This window comes from Micromonospora sp. MW-13, assembly GCF_003434305.1.
GTDB lineage: Bacteria > Actinomycetota > Actinomycetes > Mycobacteriales > Micromonosporaceae > Micromonospora.
Window position 1 is genome coordinate 1 of the sequence record NZ_QKKX01000021.1, and the last position, 18,850, is coordinate 18,850.

An 18,850-nucleotide genomic window follows, 5' to 3' on the forward strand; every position below is an offset into this window, starting at 1 on the left:
CAGGTCGACCGCGGCGGCGATCGGGACGCCCCGCTCGGCGGCCAGCGCGAGCACCAGGTTGTGCCCGCCGGAGGTGGCCCGGTCCCGCTCCAGCGAGGCGATGTCGTTGTACCAGGAGAGCAGGTCGTTGCCGAGATCGGCGATCTCACGCAGCAGCGGGTGGTGGTACACCGCGTCGGGCAGCGGCCGGCCGGTGACGAACTCGATCAACGGGTACGACACGTACGCCGCCGAGGTGGCCCGGCGCAGCTCGACGTACCGGGCCACGTCCGGCGGCCGCCCGGCGGCCTGCTCCACCGCCTCCTGCCAGGTTCCGTGCAGGTGGTGGCCGACCGCGTCGGCGAACCGCAGCCGCCAGCGGGCGGGCATCCGGCGGCGCGGCTCCCGCCAGGCCCGCACCAGCAGCCGGCGCAGCGGGCCGGTGAGCCCCGGATGGCGGGCCCGGTGGCCCTCCCGCAGCAGCCACAGCGTTCCGTCGCGCAGCGCCCGGATCTGCTGCGGGGTCAGCCGGTGCGGGCCGTCGCAGGCGTCGTCGACCAGGAAGAACCAGGTGAACAGGGTGGCCACCACCCGCAGGTCGGCCTCGGTGGCCTGCGGGTAGAGCCGGCCGGCGTAGCGGGCGAAACCCGCGCGGGACAGCCGGTCCAGCGCCGGGCCGTCCAGCGGCAGGCCAAGGCCGGGCAGCCGGTCGTCGAGCCACCGCTGCACCCGCTCGGCGTGCGGCGACAGCCTCGGCGGGATGGGGCAGTCGGAGCGCAGCGACCAGAGGATGTCGCCGGTCATCATCGACTCCTCCCAGGGACGTGGGATCGCGCCCACGGCAGCATGGCAGGTCGGTACCGTGGGCGGGGGGCCGGCCCGGCGGACCCGAGGGGGTGGCCGACGGCCGCCCGGCGTGACCAGGCAGGCTGGACGGTATGCGTGAGCCATGGGTGGTGGGGGTCTCCGGTGCGTCGGGCACGCCGTACGCCGCCGCGGTTCTGAGCGGGCTGCTGGACGCCGGCGAACCGGTGGACCTGATCGTGTCCCGCGCCGCGCGGCTGACCATCCTCGACGAGACCGGGCGGTCCTTCCGCGACGGGCACTGGGCCGAGGACCTCGCGGCCTGGCTCGGCCGGGACCTGGGCGACGCCGACGTGCGGCACTGGCCCGCCGGTGATCTTGCCGCCGGCCCCAGCAGCGGCTCCTACCGGGTACGCGGCATGGCGGTCGTGCCGGCCAGCACGGCCGCCTGCGCCGGCATCGCGATCGGGCTGTCCAAGGACCTGTTGCAGCGGGCCGCGGAGGTCAACCTCAAGGAGCGCCGGCCGCTGGTGGTGGTGCCCCGCGAGACGCCGGTGACCCGTAGCCACCTGGAGCACCTGATCGCCCTGCACGACGCCGGGGCGGTGGTGCTGCCCGCCAGCCCGGGCTTCTACGGTGCCGGCGCGTCCGCCTCGGCGCAGCAACTCGTCGACTTCGTGGCGGGGAAGGTGCTCGACGCCCTGGGCGTACCGCACACGCTGTTCCGTCGCTGGTCCGGCGAGCTGGGCACCGGCCGTACCGGCGACCCGGAGGGGCTGGCCGCCGGCCGCGGCTGAGCGCGGGCGGCGTCGGGACGCGGACCGGGCGGGCCGGTCCGCGTGCCCCGTCAGTGCACCTGGTCAGTACATCCCGGCGTTGGCCGGGCCGGGGCCGGTCGATGCCGCGGGACCGACATTGCGGGCCTTGCCCATGTCGTCCGCCTCGTCCAGCATGCCCTCCCCTTCCAGCAGGGCCCGCACCTCGGATTCCCGAAACCGGCGATGCCCGCCTGGAGTCCGGATGCTGCCTATCCGGCCGGCCGCCGCCCATCGCGTCACCGTCTTCGGGTCAACCCGAAACAGCGCGGCAACCTCACCCGGTGTCAGCAGGCGATCTCCAGTGTCCACAGCCCCCTCCTCGCGTCGACGAAGCCCCCGGCTGAACACACTGCCCCCGGCCGGTGCGAGCCCAGAGCCGTCATGAGGGACGTATGGCAATTACAGCACCAGCGACCTGGCCTGTCCGCCAAACGCGAAAAAAGCACTGAGTGGGAAGTTAGTAAATGTTACCGGCGCGGTTCTCCCTTGACCGAAGGTCTGCGAACACTCACCTGCTGTCATGTGCAACGTATGCCGAGCGCCGGACGTTACGCCCGAACGACTAGGGTCACAGTCCGTGGACGCCATCGACCGGAGCCTCGTCGCGCTGCTCCAGGGCAACGCCCGACTCTCGTACGCCGAACTGGCCCGCCAGGTCGGCCTCTCCGCCCCGGCCGTGCACGAACGGGTCGGCAAACTGGAGTCCGGCGGGGTGATCCGGGCGTACCGGGCGGAGGTGGAGCCCGAGTCGATCGGCCTCGGCGTGACCGCGCTGATCGGGATCGTCGAGGACTCCGGCGGGGACACCGACGACGTGCTGGAGGCGTTCCGGCGGATGCCCGAGATCGAGTCCTGCTACTTCATGGCGGGCGTCGAGTCGTTTCTGCTCAAGGCCAGGGTCGGCACCATCGCCGAGCTGGAGCAGCTCATCGTCCGGCTGAACCGGACCCCCGGGGTGGCCTCCACCCGCACCGGGATCGCCCTGTCGACGAAGTGGGAGAACCGCCCCCAGCCGATCGGACCGCCCGCCGCCTGACCGGGGAGGGCGTCGGCGGGCGCCGGCGCGCGGATCATCGAGGTGAACGCCCTCGGCGCGACGGCGGCAGCGCCGCCGGGCCGGTCCCGATCAGGTCTGACCCGGCTTGCTACGTTTTCGAACATGACTCATCTCGACCGGTGCGACGAGGCCAGCCGGACGTGGGTGACCGAGGCGATCGCCACGGTCGAGGCCGACGCCAACCGGTCCGCCGACACCCACCTGCTGCCGTTCCCGCTGCCCCGCGAGTGGGGCATCGACCTCTACCTCAAGGACGAGTCGGTGCACCCGACCGGCTCGCTCAAGCACCGGCTGGCCCGCTCGCTCTTCCTGTACGGGCTGTGCAACGGCTGGATCGGCCCGGGGACGACCGTCGTCGAGGCGTCCTCCGGCTCGACCGCGGTCTCCGAGGCGTACTTCGCCCGGATGCTGGGGCTGCCGTTCATCGCCGTGATGCCGGCGTCCACCTCGCACGAGAAGATCTTTCAGATCGAGTTCCAGGGCGGGCGCTGCCACCTGGTCGACGACCCGGCCAAGGTGGTGGTCGAGGCGCGCTGGCTGGCCGAGGACTCCGGCGGCCACTTCATGGACCAGTTCACCTACGCCGAGCGGGCCACCGACTGGCGGGGCAACAACAACATCGCCGAGTCGATCTACGCGCAGCTCGCGCTGGAGCGGCACCCCGTGCCGGCCTGGATCGTGGTCGGCGCCGGGACCGGCGGCACCAGCGCCACCATCGGCCGCTACACCCGGTACCGTCGGCTGCCCACCAAGCTGTGCGTGGTCGACCCGGAGAACTCGGCGTTCTACCCGGCCTGGCAGGCGGCCGACTGGTCGGTGCGTACCGGCCGGGGCTCCCGGATCGAGGGCATCGGCCGGCCCAGCGTCGAGGCGTCGTTCCTGCCCGCCGTGGTGGACCGGATGGTCCAGGTGCCCGACGCCGCCTCCCTGGCCGCCATGCGGGCCGGCTCGGCCCTGCTCGGCCGGCGGGTGGGTGGCTCCACCGGCACCAACCTCTGGGGCGCGTTCGGCCTGATCGCCGGCATGCTCGCCGAGGGACGCACCGGATCGGTGGTCACCCTGATCTGCGACCCCGGAGACCGGTACGCCGACACGTACTACGCCGACGACTGGGTGGCCGGGCAGGGCCTCGACCTCGCCCCGCACCTGGCCACCCTCGAACGCTTCCTCACCACCGGCGCCTGGCCCGGGTGACGGAACGCCCGTCGACGCCCGCAGCGGCGGGGTGACCCTCCGCACGCGGGCGATCGGCCGCCGGGTCGGGGACGGGAGACTCCGACGCGCGCGTCAGCGCTCAGGGACGCGTTCCGCGAGGCCCGGATAGCGCAGCACCCAGCCGTCCGGGTCGACGTCCAGATCGGCGGTGAAGGTGCCGCTGGTGAACCGGACCCGGCCCGCGCCGAGCGCCGTGTAGACCTGCTCGGCGGGGACCACCGTCAGGCTGGGCACCAGCACCCACGCCACGGTGATCCGGTGCGCGGTGTCCGGCGCCGCGGAGGCCAGCCGCAGCCGGCGTACCGGGAGGGTGTTGAACAGCGGCGACCCGCCGAGGTCGACGTCGACCGCGTCGGCCAGCCGGTCCGGGTCGTCGGTGCCCGGCAGCCCGGCCGGGGGACGCCCGGCGGCCCGCAGCGCGGCGTCCAGGTCGCCCTGCTCGGAGGTGGTCACCCGCCACCGGTCACCGGCCGGCTCCAGCCGTACGCTCCGCTGCCAGCCCGCTCCCTCCGCCTCGACCGCCAGCCGGCGGACCGTCCAGTCCGGACCGGTGGTCAACTGGTACCGGCAGGTGCAGGCGATCGGGTCGACGGCCACCGCGACGCCGCGCGCGGTCAGCCCGTCCCGGTCGTCCAGCACGGCGTGCTCGGCACCGGCGGTGTCCGTCCGGGCCCAGAACAGCGACTTCGGCATGGTCGGCATGAACCGGACGTTACGCCACCGCGCAGGCACCGGCAGCACATGCGGAAACGCCGCCGCGGAGCGTGGGCTCCGCGACGGCGTTCCGGTCGTCGTCAGATCAGTGGGTACGCGCCGGCGGCCGTCCGCCGAACCCGCGCCGGTCCTCGCGCGGCCGGTCGTCCCGTCCGCGTCCCTCGGGCCGGAAGCCGCCCCGCCGGTCGCCGGTGCGCGGGTCCCCGCCGCGCTCGCTCCGCTCCGGGAAGCGGCGTTCGCCGTGCGGCCGGTCCCCGAACCGCCGCTCGCCCCGGTCGTCGAAGCGCCGGTCGCCGGCTGCCCGGTCGTCGAGCCGTCGCTCGGGCCGCGCGTCCCGGTCGCCGAACCGCCGGTCGCCGGTGGGCCGGTCGCCGAAGCGCCGTTCCCCGCCGGTCCGGTCGCCGGAGCGCTCGGTGCCGGGGCGGTCGCCGAAGCGCCGCTCGCCGCCGGTCCGCTCACCGGTCGGGCGGTCGGTGAAACTCCGCTCCCCCCGGTCGTCGAACCGGCGCTCCCCCGTGGGCCGGTCGGCGAAGCGCCGTTCGCCGGCGGGCCGGTCGGCGAAGCGCCGCTCCCCCGTGGGGCGGTCGCCGAACCGGCGTTCGCCCCGGTCGTCGAACCGGCGCTCGCCGGTGGGCCGGTCGCCGAACCTGCGCTCCCCGCCGAAGCGGTGCTCCCGGTCGTCGTGGCGGCGCTCGCCGGTGGGGCGGTCCCCGTAGCGGCGGTCGCCCCGGCCGCCCCGGTCCTCGAACCGGCGCGGTCCGGACGGGCGGTCCCCGTGCCGCCGGGTCGCCGCCGGCTCGTCGCGGACCGGTACGCCGCTGGGCTCACGGGCACCGATCAGCTCAACCAGGGCCGGGTCGCCGGCCCGGACCCGGGTCTCCGTCGGCTCGACCCCGGCCTTGTCCAGCATCGCCAGGGTGGTCCGGCGCTGCTTCGGCAGCACCAGGGTGGCCACCGCGCCGGACTCGCCGGCCCGGGCGGTACGCCCCGCGCGGTGCAGGTAGTCCTTCGGGTCCTTCGGCGGGTCCACGTGCAGCACCAGGGACACCCCGTCGACGTGGATGCCCCGGGCCGCCACGTCGGTGGCGACCAGCACGTCCATCCGGCCCTCGCGGAACTCGGCGAGGGTGCGGGTCCGCATGCTCTGGGTCTTCCCACCGTGCAGCCCGCCGGCCCGTACGCCGACGGCGGCGAGCTGCTCGACCAGCCGGTCCACGCCGAGCTGGGTCCGGGCGAAGAGCATGGTCCGGCCGGACCGGGCCGCGATCGAGGCCGCCACGGCGAACTTCTCGTGCGGCGGGATCAGCAGCAGGTGGTGGTCCATGGTGGACACGGCGGCGGTGGCCGGGGCGGTCGAGTGGGTGACCGGGTCGGTCATGAACCGCTTGACCAGGGAGTCGACGTCACCGTCCAGGGTGGCCGAGAAGAGCAGCCGCTGGGCGCCCGCAGGAGTCTTCGCCAGCAGCTCGGTGACCTCGGGCAGGAAGCCCATGTCGGCCATCTGGTCGGCCTCGTCGAGCACGGTCACCTCGACGTCGTCCAGGACGCAGACGCCCCGGTTGATCAGGTCGCCCAGCCGTCCGGGGGTGGCCACCACGATCTCCACCCCGCGGCGGAGCGCGTCGATCTGCCGGTCGTACGGCACGCCGCCGACGGCGGTCTTGAGGAAGATCCCGACCGCCTTGCCGAGCGGCACGAGCGCGTCGTTCACCTGCATGGCCAGCTCCCGGGTGGGGACCAGCACCAGGGCTCGCGGGTGCAGCGGCCGGGCCCGGTTGCGCTCGGCGAGCCGGGCGATCAGCGGCAGGCCGAAGGCGAGGGTCTTGCCGGAGCCGGTCTGGCCCCGGCCGAGGACGTCCCGGCCGGCGAGGGCGTCGGGGACGGTGGCCCGCTGGATCGGGAACGGCGTGGTGATGCCCTGCCGGTCGAGCGCCCGGACGAGCGCCTGGGGCAGCCCGAGGGCGGCGAAGTCGACCTCGGGCTGCGGCGTGGCGTCGACCTCGGCGGCCACGGCCGCGCCGGCGTCGAGGTCGGCGGTCGGGGCGGGCTCGCCGGGGGCGGTGGCGACGGCGGCGTCACCGGTGCCGGGCGGAGGGGTCTGTCCCGCCGGGGCGTCGAAGGCGGACGGGAACGTGCTGGGGTCAGCAAAGGTGGTCAAGAAATGCCTTTCGAGCGGGGCGCATCTTCGCGATGGCCTGCCGCAGCTGAACGCCGCCGAATCGCCCGCAAGATCGCCCATGGGCGCGCCTCGTGCGCGCCAGGTCAGTGATCACGACAAGTGTACGGCGGCCCGGCAAACCCGCCACCGCCGCGAGGCGGTAGTGGGCGGGCTCACCATTGCCCGTGGCGTCACTTGTCGAGCAGACCCCCCACCAACCCGTCCATCGCGTCGCCGGCGACCAGGACGAGCAGGACGCCGATCGCGACGAGCAGGCCGAGCGACACCGCCAGGACGACCACGACCTTGGCGGTGCTCGACTTGGGCGTCGGGGCGTCGGCCCAGCCCTGGGCGAGGATGTGCCCGGTCAGGGAGCCCGAGTTGTCCAGCGTGCCCCCCGTCGGCAGCGCGACCGTGGCGAACCCCGGCCCGTCGGTGCCGTACGCGGTGCCGGCCAGGTCGGTGGTCGCCGGATCAGGCCGGCCGAAAGTCCCGGCCGGGACCCTGCCGCCCGGCACCCCGCTCGACGGCGTCGCCGCCCAGGCGGTGGTCGGGGCGGCGCCGTACAGGCCGGGGGCCGGTCGGTCGGCGGCCGGAGCGGGTACGCCGGCGACCGGCCGGCCCGGTGCCGCCGGAGCCGACGGGGTCGGGTGGCCGGTGGGGCCGTCGCGGTGGGAACTCGGCTCGGGCGGTGGCCAGGCCGGCAGCGCGGGAGCCGGGACCACCAGCGGTGGCGCGGCGGCCGGCGGCGACGAGGGCTCGGTCGGGAACGCCGGCACGGCGCGGCCCGCCGCCCGGCCCGACGGCGCGCCGGACACCGGCGGCGCGGACACCGGCGGCGCGGAGGCCGGCGGGGCGGACACCGACCGGCTCGCGGGCGGCGCGGAGGCCGGCGGGGCGGACGACGGCCGGCTCGCGGGCGGTGGCCCGCCTGCGGTCGGGCCCGGGGTACCCAGCGTGGGCGCCGGCCACCCCGAGCCGGCGTTCGGAGCCGGCGGGGCGGAGGCCGGCCGGCCCGGGAGGAACTGCACCGACGCCGCCGTCGCGGAAGCGGTCAGCGGCGGCGGCGGGAACGGCGGCGCGGGCATCGGACCGGGGGGCGGTGGCGGCGGTGGTGGCGGCCCGGGCACGGGCGGTACCGGTCCCGGACCGGGCGGCGGCATCGGTCCCGGACCGGGCGGCGGGATCGGTCCCGGACCGGGCGGCGGTACCGGTCCCGGACCTGGCGGGATCGGTCCCGGGCCCGGCGGCGTCGGCTCGGGAACCGGGGGGTTCGGCGACGGCGGGGTGGGGCCGGGGACCGGCGACGGCGGGGTCGGCTCGGGCCCGGGTGGCACGGGCACCGGGGCGGGCTCCGGTGCCGGGACGGGCGGCGTCGGCGGCTCGGCCGGCTCCGGGGGCCGCGCCGGCTCGGGCGGCTCGGGGCTCACCGGGGCCGACCGGTACACCTTGGCGCTGCCGTGCACCGTCCCGCCGGAACTCGGGGAACCGGCGTTCCCCGCCGCCCCGGGCGCCCCGGCGGCCATCTCGCGCGCGGAGATCCGGTTCAGGCCGGGCACCGAGGCGCTGGCCCGGGCGGAGGCGGGCGGGGCGTCGCCGCTGCGCTGGGCCGGTACGGCAGACGCCGGCCGGGCGGCCGGCGCGGCACCGGAGAGATCATCGCCACCCATGGCGGGGTTGCCGGCGGGGGCTGCCGGTCCCCCGTCGGGGGGCGTCGGGACCGGACCTCCGTCACCCGTCGCGGGCGCGGTGGTGCGGCGTTCGGCCGTGGCGGTACCCGACCAGGACGACGAAGCGGCCGGCGCGGCGGGGCGGTGCTGGTCCAGGGGCGGCGCCGGGGGCTGGCCCTGCGCCGGCACGGGGACGGCGCCGGCCGAGGGCGCACCCGCGCGGTAGGTGGTCCCGCCGCCCGCGGCGGCGGCCGGCAGCGTCACCCCCTGCGGCGGGGCGGCGGCGGTGGCGACGCTCACCCGGGCCCGCGCGGCCACGGCCGGCACGGTCGCTCGGCCGGTCGGCCCGGACGGGTCGTCGGTGGGGCCGGGTGTCACCGCCGGGTCGTCACCTGTGGCCGCACCGGCCCTGGCGTCCTGCGAGCCGGCCGCGCGGTCGGCGGGGCCGGGCGCGGATCCGGGGCCGACCGTCTCCGCCGGAACCTCTTGCTCGCCCATGGTCGTCCTCCGTGCCCGCGCTCGCCCCCGTACCCGTGCCCGTGGCACCGGGCCGGGAGTGTCTGGGTGTCACGGTGCCACATTCCCGCCCGGCCGCACAGCCGGAGTGGACGGTTGGCCTCAGCCAGCCTCGGTCGTCGACGCCTTCGGCGAGGCGCTGTCGCTCGGCGCAAGGCTGCTGGACTGGGTGGTCGGCACCGGAGACGGGGACGGGGTGTCCGCCGGGCTCGGCGACGGCGAGTGGGACGGGCTCGGCGACGAGCTGGACGGCGTCGCGGACGGGGTCGTCGGCTTCGGCGTCGTCGGCTTGGGCGTCGGGGGCGTCGTCGGCTTGGGGCTGAGCGTGGGCTTCGGCGTCTTCGTCGGCTTCGGTGTGGGCGTCGGCTTCGGCGTGGTCGTCGGTTTCGGCGTGGTCGTGGCCGGCACCGCGCCGACGACCCGGGTCGCGGCGTAGAGCCGGGACCACCCGACCGTGGAGATCTTCACCGTCTGGCCGGTGGTCGGGGCCTGGACCATCTTGCCGCCGCCGATGTACATCCCGACGTGGTGGATCGTCGTCCAGCTACTGCCGGAGGCGAAGAAGAGCAGGTCGCCGGGGAGCAGGGCGCCCTGGCTCACCGCCCGACCCCGGGTCGCGTAGTACTGGTCGCGGGAGACCCGGGGGAGCTGGTAGTAGCCCGCCGACCGGTAGGCGGCCCACATCAAGCCGGAGCAGTCGAAGGCGTCCGGGCCCTCCTCGGACCAGACGTACGGGTCGCCGAGCTGGGCCAGGGCGTAGCGCACCGCGGCCAGCGCGACCGGGCTGGCGGTGAGGCCGTTGGCGCTCTGCCCCTGGACGTACGACGCGCCGAGCTGCTGCTCGATCGCCTCCTGCTGGCGCTCCAGCTCGATGAGCTGCGCGGCGTTGTCCTTGCGCAGCTTGAGCAGCTTCGCCTCCTGCTCGCGGAGCGACTTCTCCACGGCGGCGAACTGCTCCCGGACGGCGCGTACCCGGGTGTCGGCGGCCACCCACGCCTGGTAGGCGACCTGTTCGGCGACGCGGGCCCGGGCCAGCTCGCCGGCGGCGGCGGTGGTGGCGCCGTCGGCCTGCTCGCCCCGGGTGATCTGCGTGAGCATGTTGAGGCCGTGCAGGTCCCGGGCGAACTCGCCGGGCGGCAGCGCGGCGGCGGCCTTGAACGCGCCGGCGGCGGCGGTGTCGGCGCCCTCCTGGGCCTTGGCCAGGCTGTCCCGGGCGGCCTTGAGGTCCCGGTCGGCGGTGGCGAGCTGGGTCTCCGCCTCGGTGCGGGTCTGGCGCAACCCGAGTAGTTGGTCGCCGAGGAGCCCCACCTGGGCCTCGGCGGCGCCGATCGCGGCGGCGAGCGGACCGTTGCCGAGCGGCGTCACCGGCGTGCCGGGGATGCCGCTGCCGGGAAGCCCGCCGGGGCCGTTCAGGCCGGGCAACTGGACTCCGCCGGCGGCGACCGGGCGGGACCCGGTGTCGGGGATGGCGTTGGGCAACGGTTCGGCGTACGCGGGGGTGACGAGCGCGGCCGTGGCGACCGCGCTGAGCAGGGCGGACCAGAGCATCGGCCGAAGCACCGGAGAGAACAGCGGGGGCCTCCGTCGTTGCCGTCGTCGGCTCTGCTGGCTCTGCACCATTCCGCTCCCCGTCCGGCGTGACTGGACCGCGCTCGGTCGGCGCGGCGGCGGCGGCGCCCCCCGGTGTAACGCGCCCCACCCTGTCTTACCGCACCGGAGCAACGATGTCGATGCGGTAGCGGGTAACGACCGGCTGAGAGTTCGGTGAAGTACGTCGCTGTGCCCGACCGGGCAGACATCGGGTCGGCGACCCGACGTAGGCTCGACGGGACCGCAGGTGGAAGGGACGTGGCTTTCGATGGACGCCGGACTCAAGCGTGAGCTCGAAGCGAAGGTGTACGCGGGGGAGCGGCTGACCCGCGAGGACGGGATCGCCCTCTACGACAGCGACGACCTGACCTGGCTGGGCCGGTTGGCCCACCACCGACGCACCGAGCTGAACGGCGACCGGGTGATGTTCAACGTCAACCGGCACCTCAACCTCACCAACGTCTGCTCGGCGTCGTGCGCGTACTGCTCCTTCCAGCGCAAGCCCGGCGAGAAGGACGCGTACACGATGCGCATCGACGAGGCGGTCCGCAAGGCCAAGGAGATGGAGGACGAGCAGCTCACCGAGCTGCACATCGTCAACGGCCTGCACCCGACGCTGCCCTGGCGCTACTACCCGAAGGTGCTGCGCGAGCTGAAGGCGGCGCTGCCGGACGTCAAGCTCAAGTGCTTCACCGCGACCGAGGTGCAGTGGTTCGAGAAGATCAGCGGCCTGAGCGCCGACGAGATCCTCGACGAGCTGATGGACGCCGGCCTGGAGTCGCTGACCGGCGGTGGCGCGGAGATCTTCGACTGGGAGGTCCGGCAGCACATCGTCGACCACGCCTGCCACTGGGAGGACTGGTCCCGGATCCACGCGCTGGCCCACTCGAAGGGCATGAAGACCCCGGCGACGATGCTGTACGGCCACATCGAGGAGCCCCGGCACCGGGTCGACCACGTGCTGCGGCTGCGCGAGCTTCAGGACTCCACCGGCGGCTTCGCGGTCTTCATCCCGCTGCGCTACCAGCACGACTTCGTCGACTCGGCGGACGGCAAGGTCCGCAACCGGATCCAGGCCCGCACCACGATGGCCTCCCCGGCCGAGTCGCTGAAGACCTTCGCGGTCTCCCGGCTGCTGTTCGACAACGTCCCGCACGTGAAGAACTTCTGGGTGATGCACGGCCTCTCGGTCGCCCAGCTCTCGCTGAACTTCGGCGTGGACGACCTGGACGGCTCGGTCGTGGAATACAAGATCACCCATGACGCCGACTCGTACGGCACCCCGAACACGATGCACCGGGACGACCTGCTGCACCTGATCTGGGACGCCGGCTTCCGTCCGGTCGAGCGCAACACCCGCTACGAGGTCGTCCGCGAGTACGACGCCGCCCCGTCGCTGGCCGAGCGCCGGTCCGAGCCGCAGCAGGTCTGGGCCTGACCAGCCCGTACCCTCGTAGGTCATGAGCGAGTCGAGTGAGCCGGACCAGGGTGGGTTTCCCCGGCGCGATGCCCAGGGGCGGGTCGTCGCGCTCGGCGACCTGCTCGGGGTGAGCCTCGCCGGTCTGGTGATCGGCCTGCTCGCCCTGCTGCTGTTCGACTGGGGCTTCGCCACGGTCGGCGCGGGCGACTTCGGCCGGGCCAACGGCTGGCTGGCGATCATCCTGCCCGCCTGGCTGTACTGGGAGGACTTCCGGGCCTGGGAGTTCGGTGCGGCCCGGGTGGTGGCCGCGCTGGCGGCGACCGCGCTGGCCGTGGTCGGCGGCCTGCTGGTGGCCGGTTTGGCCGACGGGCTGCCGTCGCTGGTCTCCGGCGGGCTCGCGGCTGCGGCGTTCACCGTGGTGTACGCGGTGGTGTGGTTTCCTGGCGTCCACTGGCTGGCCCGGCGGACGGGCTGAACCAACCTCCCGTCCGGCGAGCCGGCGGAGAACGGAGTGCGAACGTGAGCGCGGCGGTCAAGTACACGCTGGGCCGGATCGGGCTGTTCGTGGTGGTCTTCGCGGCGCTCTGGCCGGTCGGTATGAACATCTTCCTGAAGCTGATGCTGGCGCTGGTGTTCTCCGCCGCGCTCTCGTTCTTCCTGCTCAGGGGCTGGCGGGACGAGATGGCCGGGGAGATGGGGGAGGCCGCCGAGCGGCGCCGGGCCGAGAGGGAGCGGCTGCGCTCCGCGCTGGCCGGCGACGACCAGCCCGCCGGGGGCGACACCGACGACAAGCGCCCCTGAGCGGCGCCCGGCCCGGCCCGTCCCAGGGGACGGACCGGGCCCGGCGCTGTGCTCCTACCAGTTGGTCGAGCCCGGGACCACCGGCCAGGGCCGGTTCGCCGGCTTGACCAGGTACGCGATGCCGCCGGACCCGCCGGCCACCGTGCCGTTGGCCCGGTAGCGCTTGGTGCGCAGCCAGATCTGCTCGAACTGTTCCCGCTTGTAGACGTTGCGCACCTCGGCGTTCGACGAGGACGCCGGGTCGTTGACGATCACGTCACCCTCGGCGGTGAAGCCGACGACCACGAAGAGGTGGCCGGCGGTGCCGTAGTTCGACCCGTCCAGCTCGGTGTCGAGGAACGACTGCGAGGTGATCACCGGGATGCCGGCCTTGATGAACCGCTCCACCTCGTCGAGGGAGTGCAGCCGGGTCACCCGGGCGTCGATGCCGGGGAAGCTGGCCGCGTACGCGGTGTTGAACGGCCAGTTGCCCGAGCCCTCGTACTCGTAGTCCCAGGTCATCCGGGCGGCGTGGGCCACCTGCGGGTCGGTGTAGCCGGGGGTGACCCAGGCCAGGTCCTGCGCCGACGGCAGCTTGCCGTAGTACTCCAGCACCATCGTGGTGGACGTCGGGCTGCACCAGACCTGGCCGCCGCCGCCCCACTCGGGGTAGTTGCCCCGGTGGATCATCTGCGAGCGGGCCGGGACGGCCAGCTCGGTGCCCCAGGCGATCCCGCCCCGGCTCGGGGTGACGGTGAACCGGTCCGGGACGTTGGAGCTCATCGCGCCGAGCATCCGGACCCTGGGCGACGCCGCCTGGCCGGGCTTGCGGTAGAGGCTCAGCCGGAGCTGGTACGACCGCAGCAGCACCCCGGCGTCGGCGTCGTCGATGGCGAAGGTGTCGGTCCACACGCTCGACCACGGGTCGCCCTGACCGTCCAGGGTGGCCCGCTTGACGTCCTGGTCGCCGGAGGCCCAGCGGCCCATGACGTACCACGGGGTCTGGTCACCGGTGTTGTACGTGCCCTGGAGCTCGACCTGGATCCAGGTGCCCGCCGGGGTCTCGGCGTTCCACGAGGCGACCAGTTCGGTGGCGTCGAAGCCGACCCTGGTGGTCGGCGAGGTCCAGGTGGCGTACTCCCAGGTGGTGGTGGCGCCGCTGTGCTCATCGGTGAACTCGGTGGTGCCGGCGGGCCGGTCGATGGTGATCCCGGTGCGGTGTCCGGGGACGGCCCGGGTGCCCCGGTGGTCGCCGGAGCGCCAGTCGGGGTGGCGGGACCACTCGTGGAAGGTGATCTCCTCGTCGTGCGTGACGGCGGGGGGCCGGGCGCCGGCGGAGGCGGGGACGGCCGTGCCGCCGAGGGCGAGCGCGGCGACGCCGACGAGGGCGACCGCGCGCAGGGCTCTGCTGACCATGGGATCTCCGCTAGGTGAGGCGGGTCTGGGGCGTGCTTGCCGGTCACTATCCCGCTTGGAGGGAAGTTTCGCCAGATGTTGAAGGATGGAAAATCGTTGCCGATATGAGGATCAGGCCGGGATGTCGAAAACAATGAAGCATATTGATATGACCATGTGACGGGTGGTGAAGTATTCGACACAGAACGGGATCTCCCCGTACCCCGAGGAGGTTGTCCATGGCCTTCCGTACTCCCGCCCGCCTGCGTCGCGCGTTGGTGCTCGCCACCGCCGCCGGCCTGGGCCTCACCGTCGCCACCGGACCGGTCTCCGCGCGACCGGCCCCGGAGAGCACCGCCGAGCCGGCCGCCGCCGAGTACCGGGTGCTCGGCCCGCGCACCCTGGCCGACCGCAACGCGGTGGCCCGCACCGGCGCCGCCATCGACTCCAGCGAGCACGGCATCCTGCACGTCTCGGCCACCACGGACGAGGCGGCGGCGATCCGACGGCTCGGCTTCCGGCTGGAGAAGGAGGTGGTCCCGGCCGCGCCCGCCGGAGAGATCGGCACCCTGGGCTTCCCGTCCGCCGACTCGAACTACCACGACTACGCGGAGCTGACCGCCGTGGTCAACCAGGTGGTCGCCGACCACCCGACCCTCGCCCGCAAGATCAGCATCGGCCGGTCGTACGAGGGCCGCGACCTGATGGCGGTGAAGATCTCCGACAACGTCGCCACCGACGAGGCCGAGCCGGAGATCCTGTTCAACTCCCAGCAGCACGCCCGCGAGCACCTGACCGTCGAGATGGCGATCTACCTGCTCAACCTGTTCACCGACAGCTACGGCAGCGACTCCCGGATCACCAACATCGTCAACTCCCGGGAGATCTGGATCGTCCCCACGGTCAACCCCGACGGCAGCGAGTACGACATCGCCACCGGCTCGTACCGCTCGTGGCGCAAGAACCGGCAGCCCAACAGTGGCGCCTCGGCGGTCGGCACCGACCTCAACCGGAACTGGGGCTACAACTGGGGCTGCTGCGGCGGCTCGTCCGGCCTCCCGTCGTCGTCGACCTACCGCGGCCCGTCCGCCTTCTCCGCCCCCGAGACCCGGGCGATGCGCGACTTCGTCAACAGCCGGGTCGTCGGCGGGGTGCAACAGATCAAGGCCAACATCGACTGGCACACGTACTCGCAGCTCGTGCTCTGGCCGTTCGGCTACACCACGGCGAACACCACCACCGGGATGACCGCCGACCAGTACAACACCTTCGCCACCCTCGGCCAGCGGATGGCGGCCACCAACGGGTACACCCCCGAGCAGTCGAGCGACCTCTACATCACCGACGGCGACAGCCTCGACTGGATGTGGGCGGCGCACGGCATCTGGGCGTACACCTTCGAGATGTACCCCGGCTCGTCCGGCGCCGGCGGCGGGTTCTACCCGCCCGACGAGGTCATCCCCGCGCAGACCTCGCGGAACAAGGAGGCGGTCCTGCTGCTCTCCGAGTACGCCGACTGCCCGTACCGGGTGATCAACAAGCAGGCGCAGTACTGCGCCTGACCGTCCTGCGGGGTGGGGCCCGTGCCGGGCCCCGCCCCGTGACGGCATGTGCGCGGAGAGAGATAGCTCCTAGATCAGCCAGGTGCGCGTGGGGGGTGCGCTACCGTGGCACCGACCATTCCGCAGCGAAGCCGGTGCGAACCCGGTGCTGTCCCGCAACTGTGATGCCCCACCCGTGGCGTCCGGCCCCCTCCCGGGGCGGACGCGGGGGCCGGCCACGACGGCCGGCTCCGTTTCAGGCGTCGGCCGGTCGGCCGGCGCCGCCGTGTGTGGCGAGCCAGGTCGCCTGCGGCGCGGTCGCGACACGCGCTCTCGAGGAAGGGCGCCTCGCGGACGGGCATCCGCACCACGGCTCCTGTCGGCGAAGCACCACACTCCTCGACCGACAGGAGGACATGTGTTCCGACGTACCCCCCGGATCTTCGCCGCGACCCTCGCGGTGGCCGCGCTCGCGCTCGGCGCCTGCGCCGAGAAAAGCTCCGACGACACGCCCGCCGCCGGCGGCAGCTCGGCGGCCGGGGCGTTCCCGGCCACCGTCGGCAAACTGACGCTGGAGAAGCGCCCGGAGAAGATCGTCTCGCTCTCGCCGAGCGCGACCGAGATGCTCTTCGCCATCGGCGCAGGCACGCAGGTCACCGCCGTCGACGACAACTCGAACCACCCGCCGGAGGCACCGAAGAGTGGCCTGTCCGGCTTCCAGCCGAACGCCGAGGCGATCGCCGGCAAGGCCCCCGACCTGGTGGTGCTCTCCAACGACACCAACAAGATCGTCGATCAGCTCACGACGCTGAAGATCCCGGTGCTGCTCGCCCCGGCGGCGGCCACGCTGGACGACTCCTACCGGCAGCTCACCGACCTGGGCACGCTGACCGGCCACGCCACCGAGGCCGCCGACGTCGTGCGGCGGATGAAGGACGACATCGCCAAGCTGACCAAGGACCTGCCGCAGCGGTCGACGAAGCTGACGTACTACCACGAGCTGGGCCCGGAGCTGTACAGCGCGACCAGCAAGACCTTCATCGGCTCGATCTACGCCCTCGCCGGCCTGGAGAACATCGCCGACCCGTCGGACGCCGACGGGCGCAACGGCGGCTACCCGCAGCTCTCCCAGGAGGTCATCGTCAAGGCGAACCCCGACTTCGTCTTCCTGGCCGACACCAAGTGCTGCAAGCAGAGCCCCGCGACCGTCAAGGCGCGCAGCGGCTGGGCGGGCGTCACCGCCGTCAAGAACAACCAGGTCGTCGCGCTCGACGACGACATCGCCTCGCGCTGGGGCCCGCGCATCGTCGACCTGCTCCGGTCCGTCGTCGACGCCGTCGCCAAGGTGCCGGCGTGACCCTCGGCGGCGGGCGTTGAGCGGGCTCACCGCCGTGCGGAGGGCACCGGCCACCACCCCCGTGGGCCGGCCGGCCGGGCTGCGGCCCGGCTGGCTGGCCGTGGGGGTGGTGGCCGTGCTGGTCGCGCTCGTCGCCGGGGTGTCCCTCGGGCCGGTCAGTCTGCCCCCCGGCAGGGTCGCCGCCGAGCTGGTCAACCTGCTGCCCGGGGTCCGCCTGGACAGCGGGCTGACCGAGCGCGAGATCGCCATCGTCACCGAGCTTCGGCTGCCGCGGGTGGTGCTCGGGCTGCTGGTCGGCGGGCTGCTCGCCCTGGCCGGGGGCTGCTACCAGGGCGTCTTCCGCAACCCGTTGGCCGATCCGTACCTGCTCGGGGTGGCGGCCGGGGCCGGGCTCGCCGTCACCGCCGTGATCGCCCTCGGCGCCGGGGCGGGCGGCGCGCTGACCGGGCTCCCGGTCACCATCCCGCTGGCCGCGTTCGTCGGCTCGCTCGGCGCGGTCGCCATGACCTACCTGCTCGGGGCGACCGGCGGGCGGGGACGCTCGACGGCGACGCTGATCCTGGCCGGGGTGGCCGTGTCCGCGTTCCTCTCCGCCGGCCAGACGTACCTGCTCCAGCGCAACTCCGACACCATCCAGCAGGTCTACTCCTGGCTGCTCGGGCGGCTGGCCACCGCCGGCTGGCACGACGTCCGGCTGGTCCTGCCGTACTTCCTGATCACCACCGTCGTGGTGCTGCTGCACCGCCGCGAGCTGGACGTGCTGTCGGTCGGCGACGACGAGGCCACCGGCCTCGGCCTGCACCCGCAGCGCTCCCGTTACCTGCTGATCGCCGCCGCCTCGCTCGGCACCGCCGCCGCCGTGTCCGCGTCCGGGCTGATCGGCTTCGTCGGGATCATCGTCCCGCACACCGTGCGGCTGCTCGCCGGGTCGAGCTACCGGGTGATCCTGCCGCTGTCCCTGCTCTTCGGCGGGGCGTTCCTGGCGCTGACCGACGTGGTCGCGCGGACCGCCGCCGCCCCCGCCGAGATCCCGATCGGCGTGGTAACCGCGCTGCTCGGCGGCCCGTTCTTCGTCCTGGTCCTGCGCACCGCCCGCCGGGTGCTGACGTGAGCGCCCCGGCCGCCGGCGCCTCCACCACGTCCAATGTCTCCGGCGCGCCCGCCGTCGAGGTGCGGGACCTGCGCGTCACCCTGGGCGGCGCGCCGGTGCTGCGCGGCGTCGACCTGCGCGTCGAGCCGGGCGGGTGGGTCACCGTGATCGGCCCGAACGGCGCCGGCAAGTCGACCCTGCTGCGCGCCGTCGGCGGCCTGCTGCCCGCGCCGGGCGCCATCTCCCTGTTCGGTACGCCGAGCGAGGCGCTGCGCCGCCGCGACCGCGCCCGGGTGGTGGCCACCGTCGCCCAGTCCCCGGTCGTCCCGGCCGGCATGTCGGTCTTCGACTACGTGCTGCTCGGCCGGACCCCGTTCATCCCGCCGCTGGGCCGGGAGTCCGCCGCCGACCTGGCCGCCGTGCGGGACGTCCTGGACCGTCTCGACCTGGCCGGCTTCGGCCGCCGGGAGCTGGCCACCCTCTCCGGGGGCGAGCGGCAGCGGGTCTTCCTGGCCCGGGCGCTCGCCCAGGGCGCCACCCTGCTGCTGCTCGACGAGCCGACCAGCGCCCTGGACATCGGCCACCAGCAGGAGGTGCTGGAGCTGGTCGACCAGCTCCGCCGCGAGCACGGCCTCACCGTCCTCGCCACCATGCACGACCTCTCCCTGGCCGGCGAGTACGCCGACCGGATGGTCCTGCTGGCCGCCGGCCGGGTCGCCGCCGCCGGGCCGCCCCGCGACGTGCTC

The 18,850-nt window shown here is 74.2% G+C and carries 16 protein-coding genes and 1 pseudogene; 10 read left to right on the top strand and 7 right to left on the bottom strand.

All coding sequences use genetic code 11. The features are described from left to right. On the bottom strand, nucleotides 1–783 hold a 783-nt coding region (locus C5N14_RS13190), incomplete at its 3' end, for a terpene synthase family protein (RefSeq protein WP_117668383.1). A 134-nt stretch (nucleotides 784–917) separates the two neighbouring features. Here C5N14_RS13190 and C5N14_RS13195 point away from each other — a divergent pair. Next, a complete protein-coding gene (locus C5N14_RS13195) occupies nucleotides 918–1,580 on the top strand; it encodes a UbiX family flavin prenyltransferase (protein WP_117668384.1) in 663 nt (220 codons plus the stop codon). Nucleotides 1,581–1,643: 63 nt separating this feature from the next. Here the strand turns inward: C5N14_RS13195 and C5N14_RS13200 are convergent, their stop codons facing one another. Next, nucleotides 1,644–1,910 (bottom strand): BldC family transcriptional regulator, encoded by a 267-nt coding sequence (locus C5N14_RS13200; RefSeq protein ID WP_117668385.1) that lies wholly within the window; start codon nucleotides 1,908–1,910, stop codon nucleotides 1,644–1,646. Between the two features lie 268 nt (nucleotides 1,911–2,178). Here C5N14_RS13200 and C5N14_RS13205 point away from each other — a divergent pair, with 268 nt between their 5' ends. Both C5N14_RS13205 and C5N14_RS13210 read left to right on the top strand, forming a co-directional pair. Beyond that, nucleotides 2,179–2,637, top strand: coding sequence for an Lrp/AsnC family transcriptional regulator (locus C5N14_RS13205; RefSeq protein ID WP_117668386.1), 459 nt, complete (start codon nucleotides 2,179–2,181; stop codon nucleotides 2,635–2,637). Nucleotides 2,638–2,760: 123 nt separating this feature from the next. Beyond that, complete coding sequence (locus C5N14_RS13210) at nucleotides 2,761–3,852, top strand: PLP-dependent cysteine synthase family protein (RefSeq protein ID WP_117668387.1); 1,092 nt, start codon at nucleotides 2,761–2,763, stop codon at nucleotides 3,850–3,852. A 93-nt stretch (nucleotides 3,853–3,945) separates the two neighbouring features. On the opposite strand, the gene C5N14_RS13215 is transcribed toward C5N14_RS13210, so the two are convergent. The 4 genes from C5N14_RS13215 to C5N14_RS13230 all read right to left on the bottom strand — a co-directional run bounded on the left by C5N14_RS13215 (nucleotide 3,946) and on the right by C5N14_RS13230 (nucleotide 10,551). Then, on the bottom strand, nucleotides 3,946–4,575 hold the full coding sequence (locus C5N14_RS13215; protein ID WP_243639543.1) for a putative glycolipid-binding domain-containing protein: 630 nt from the start codon (nucleotides 4,573–4,575) through the stop codon (nucleotides 3,946–3,948). A 97-nt stretch (nucleotides 4,576–4,672) separates the two neighbouring features. Further along, the gene (locus C5N14_RS13220) at nucleotides 4,673–6,745 is read right to left on the bottom strand and encodes a DEAD/DEAH box helicase (RefSeq protein WP_243639545.1); all 2,073 of its coding nucleotides are present in this window, start codon (nucleotides 6,743–6,745) and stop codon (nucleotides 4,673–4,675) included. Between the two features lie 191 nt (nucleotides 6,746–6,936). Further along, nucleotides 6,937–7,608 carry a hypothetical protein gene (locus C5N14_RS33065; RefSeq protein ID WP_243639547.1) on the bottom strand — a complete coding sequence of 224 codons (672 nt, stop codon included), beginning with the start codon at nucleotides 7,606–7,608 and terminating at the stop codon, nucleotides 6,937–6,939. Between the two features lie 1,425 nt (nucleotides 7,609–9,033). Further along, a complete protein-coding gene (locus C5N14_RS13230; RefSeq protein ID WP_117668389.1) occupies nucleotides 9,034–10,551 on the bottom strand; it encodes a C40 family peptidase in 1,518 nt (505 codons plus the stop codon). 238 nt (nucleotides 10,552–10,789) lie between these two features. On the opposite strand from C5N14_RS13230, the gene mqnE reads away from it, so the two are divergent. Genes mqnE through C5N14_RS13245 form a run of 3 tightly spaced genes read left to right on the top strand, consistent with a single transcriptional unit; the run spans nucleotide 10,790 to nucleotide 12,742 of the window. After that, nucleotides 10,790–11,959, top strand: a complete 1,170-nt coding sequence (gene mqnE / locus C5N14_RS13235) for an aminofutalosine synthase MqnE (protein WP_117668390.1) — start codon at nucleotides 10,790–10,792, stop codon at nucleotides 11,957–11,959. A 22-nt stretch (nucleotides 11,960–11,981) separates the two neighbouring features. Beyond that, a complete protein-coding gene (locus C5N14_RS13240; protein WP_117668391.1) occupies nucleotides 11,982–12,416 on the top strand; it encodes a hypothetical protein in 435 nt (144 codons plus the stop codon). Nucleotides 12,417–12,460: 44 nt separating this feature from the next. Beyond that, nucleotides 12,461–12,742, top strand: a complete 282-nt coding sequence (locus C5N14_RS13245) for a DUF4229 domain-containing protein (RefSeq protein WP_117668392.1) — start codon at nucleotides 12,461–12,463, stop codon at nucleotides 12,740–12,742. Between the two features lie 54 nt (nucleotides 12,743–12,796). Here C5N14_RS13245 and C5N14_RS13250 read toward each other — a convergent pair whose 3' ends face one another. Then, complete coding sequence (locus C5N14_RS13250; protein ID WP_117668393.1) at nucleotides 12,797–14,137, bottom strand: C39 family peptidase; 1,341 nt, start codon at nucleotides 14,135–14,137, stop codon at nucleotides 12,797–12,799. A 218-nt stretch (nucleotides 14,138–14,355) separates the two neighbouring features. Here C5N14_RS13250 and C5N14_RS13255 point away from each other — a divergent pair. The 4 genes and pseudogenes from C5N14_RS13255 to C5N14_RS13270 all read left to right on the top strand — a co-directional run. Continuing rightward, a pseudogene (locus tag C5N14_RS13255) lies at nucleotides 14,356–15,672 on the top strand (M14 family metallopeptidase); the annotation flags it as partial. Nucleotides 15,673–16,075: 403 nt separating this feature from the next. Continuing rightward, nucleotides 16,076–17,014 carry an ABC transporter substrate-binding protein gene (locus C5N14_RS13260; RefSeq protein WP_117668395.1) on the top strand — a complete coding sequence of 313 codons (939 nt, stop codon included), beginning with the start codon at nucleotides 16,076–16,078 and terminating at the stop codon, nucleotides 17,012–17,014. Nucleotides 17,015–17,048: 34 nt separating this feature from the next. Continuing rightward, entirely contained in the window at nucleotides 17,049–18,125 is a 1,077-nt protein-coding gene (locus C5N14_RS13265; RefSeq protein WP_117668398.1) for an iron ABC transporter permease, read from the top strand. 59 nt (nucleotides 18,126–18,184) lie between these two features. After that, nucleotides 18,185–18,850 (top strand): ABC transporter ATP-binding protein (locus tag C5N14_RS13270; protein WP_371685838.1); only part of this gene is annotated, 666 nt, incomplete at its 3' end.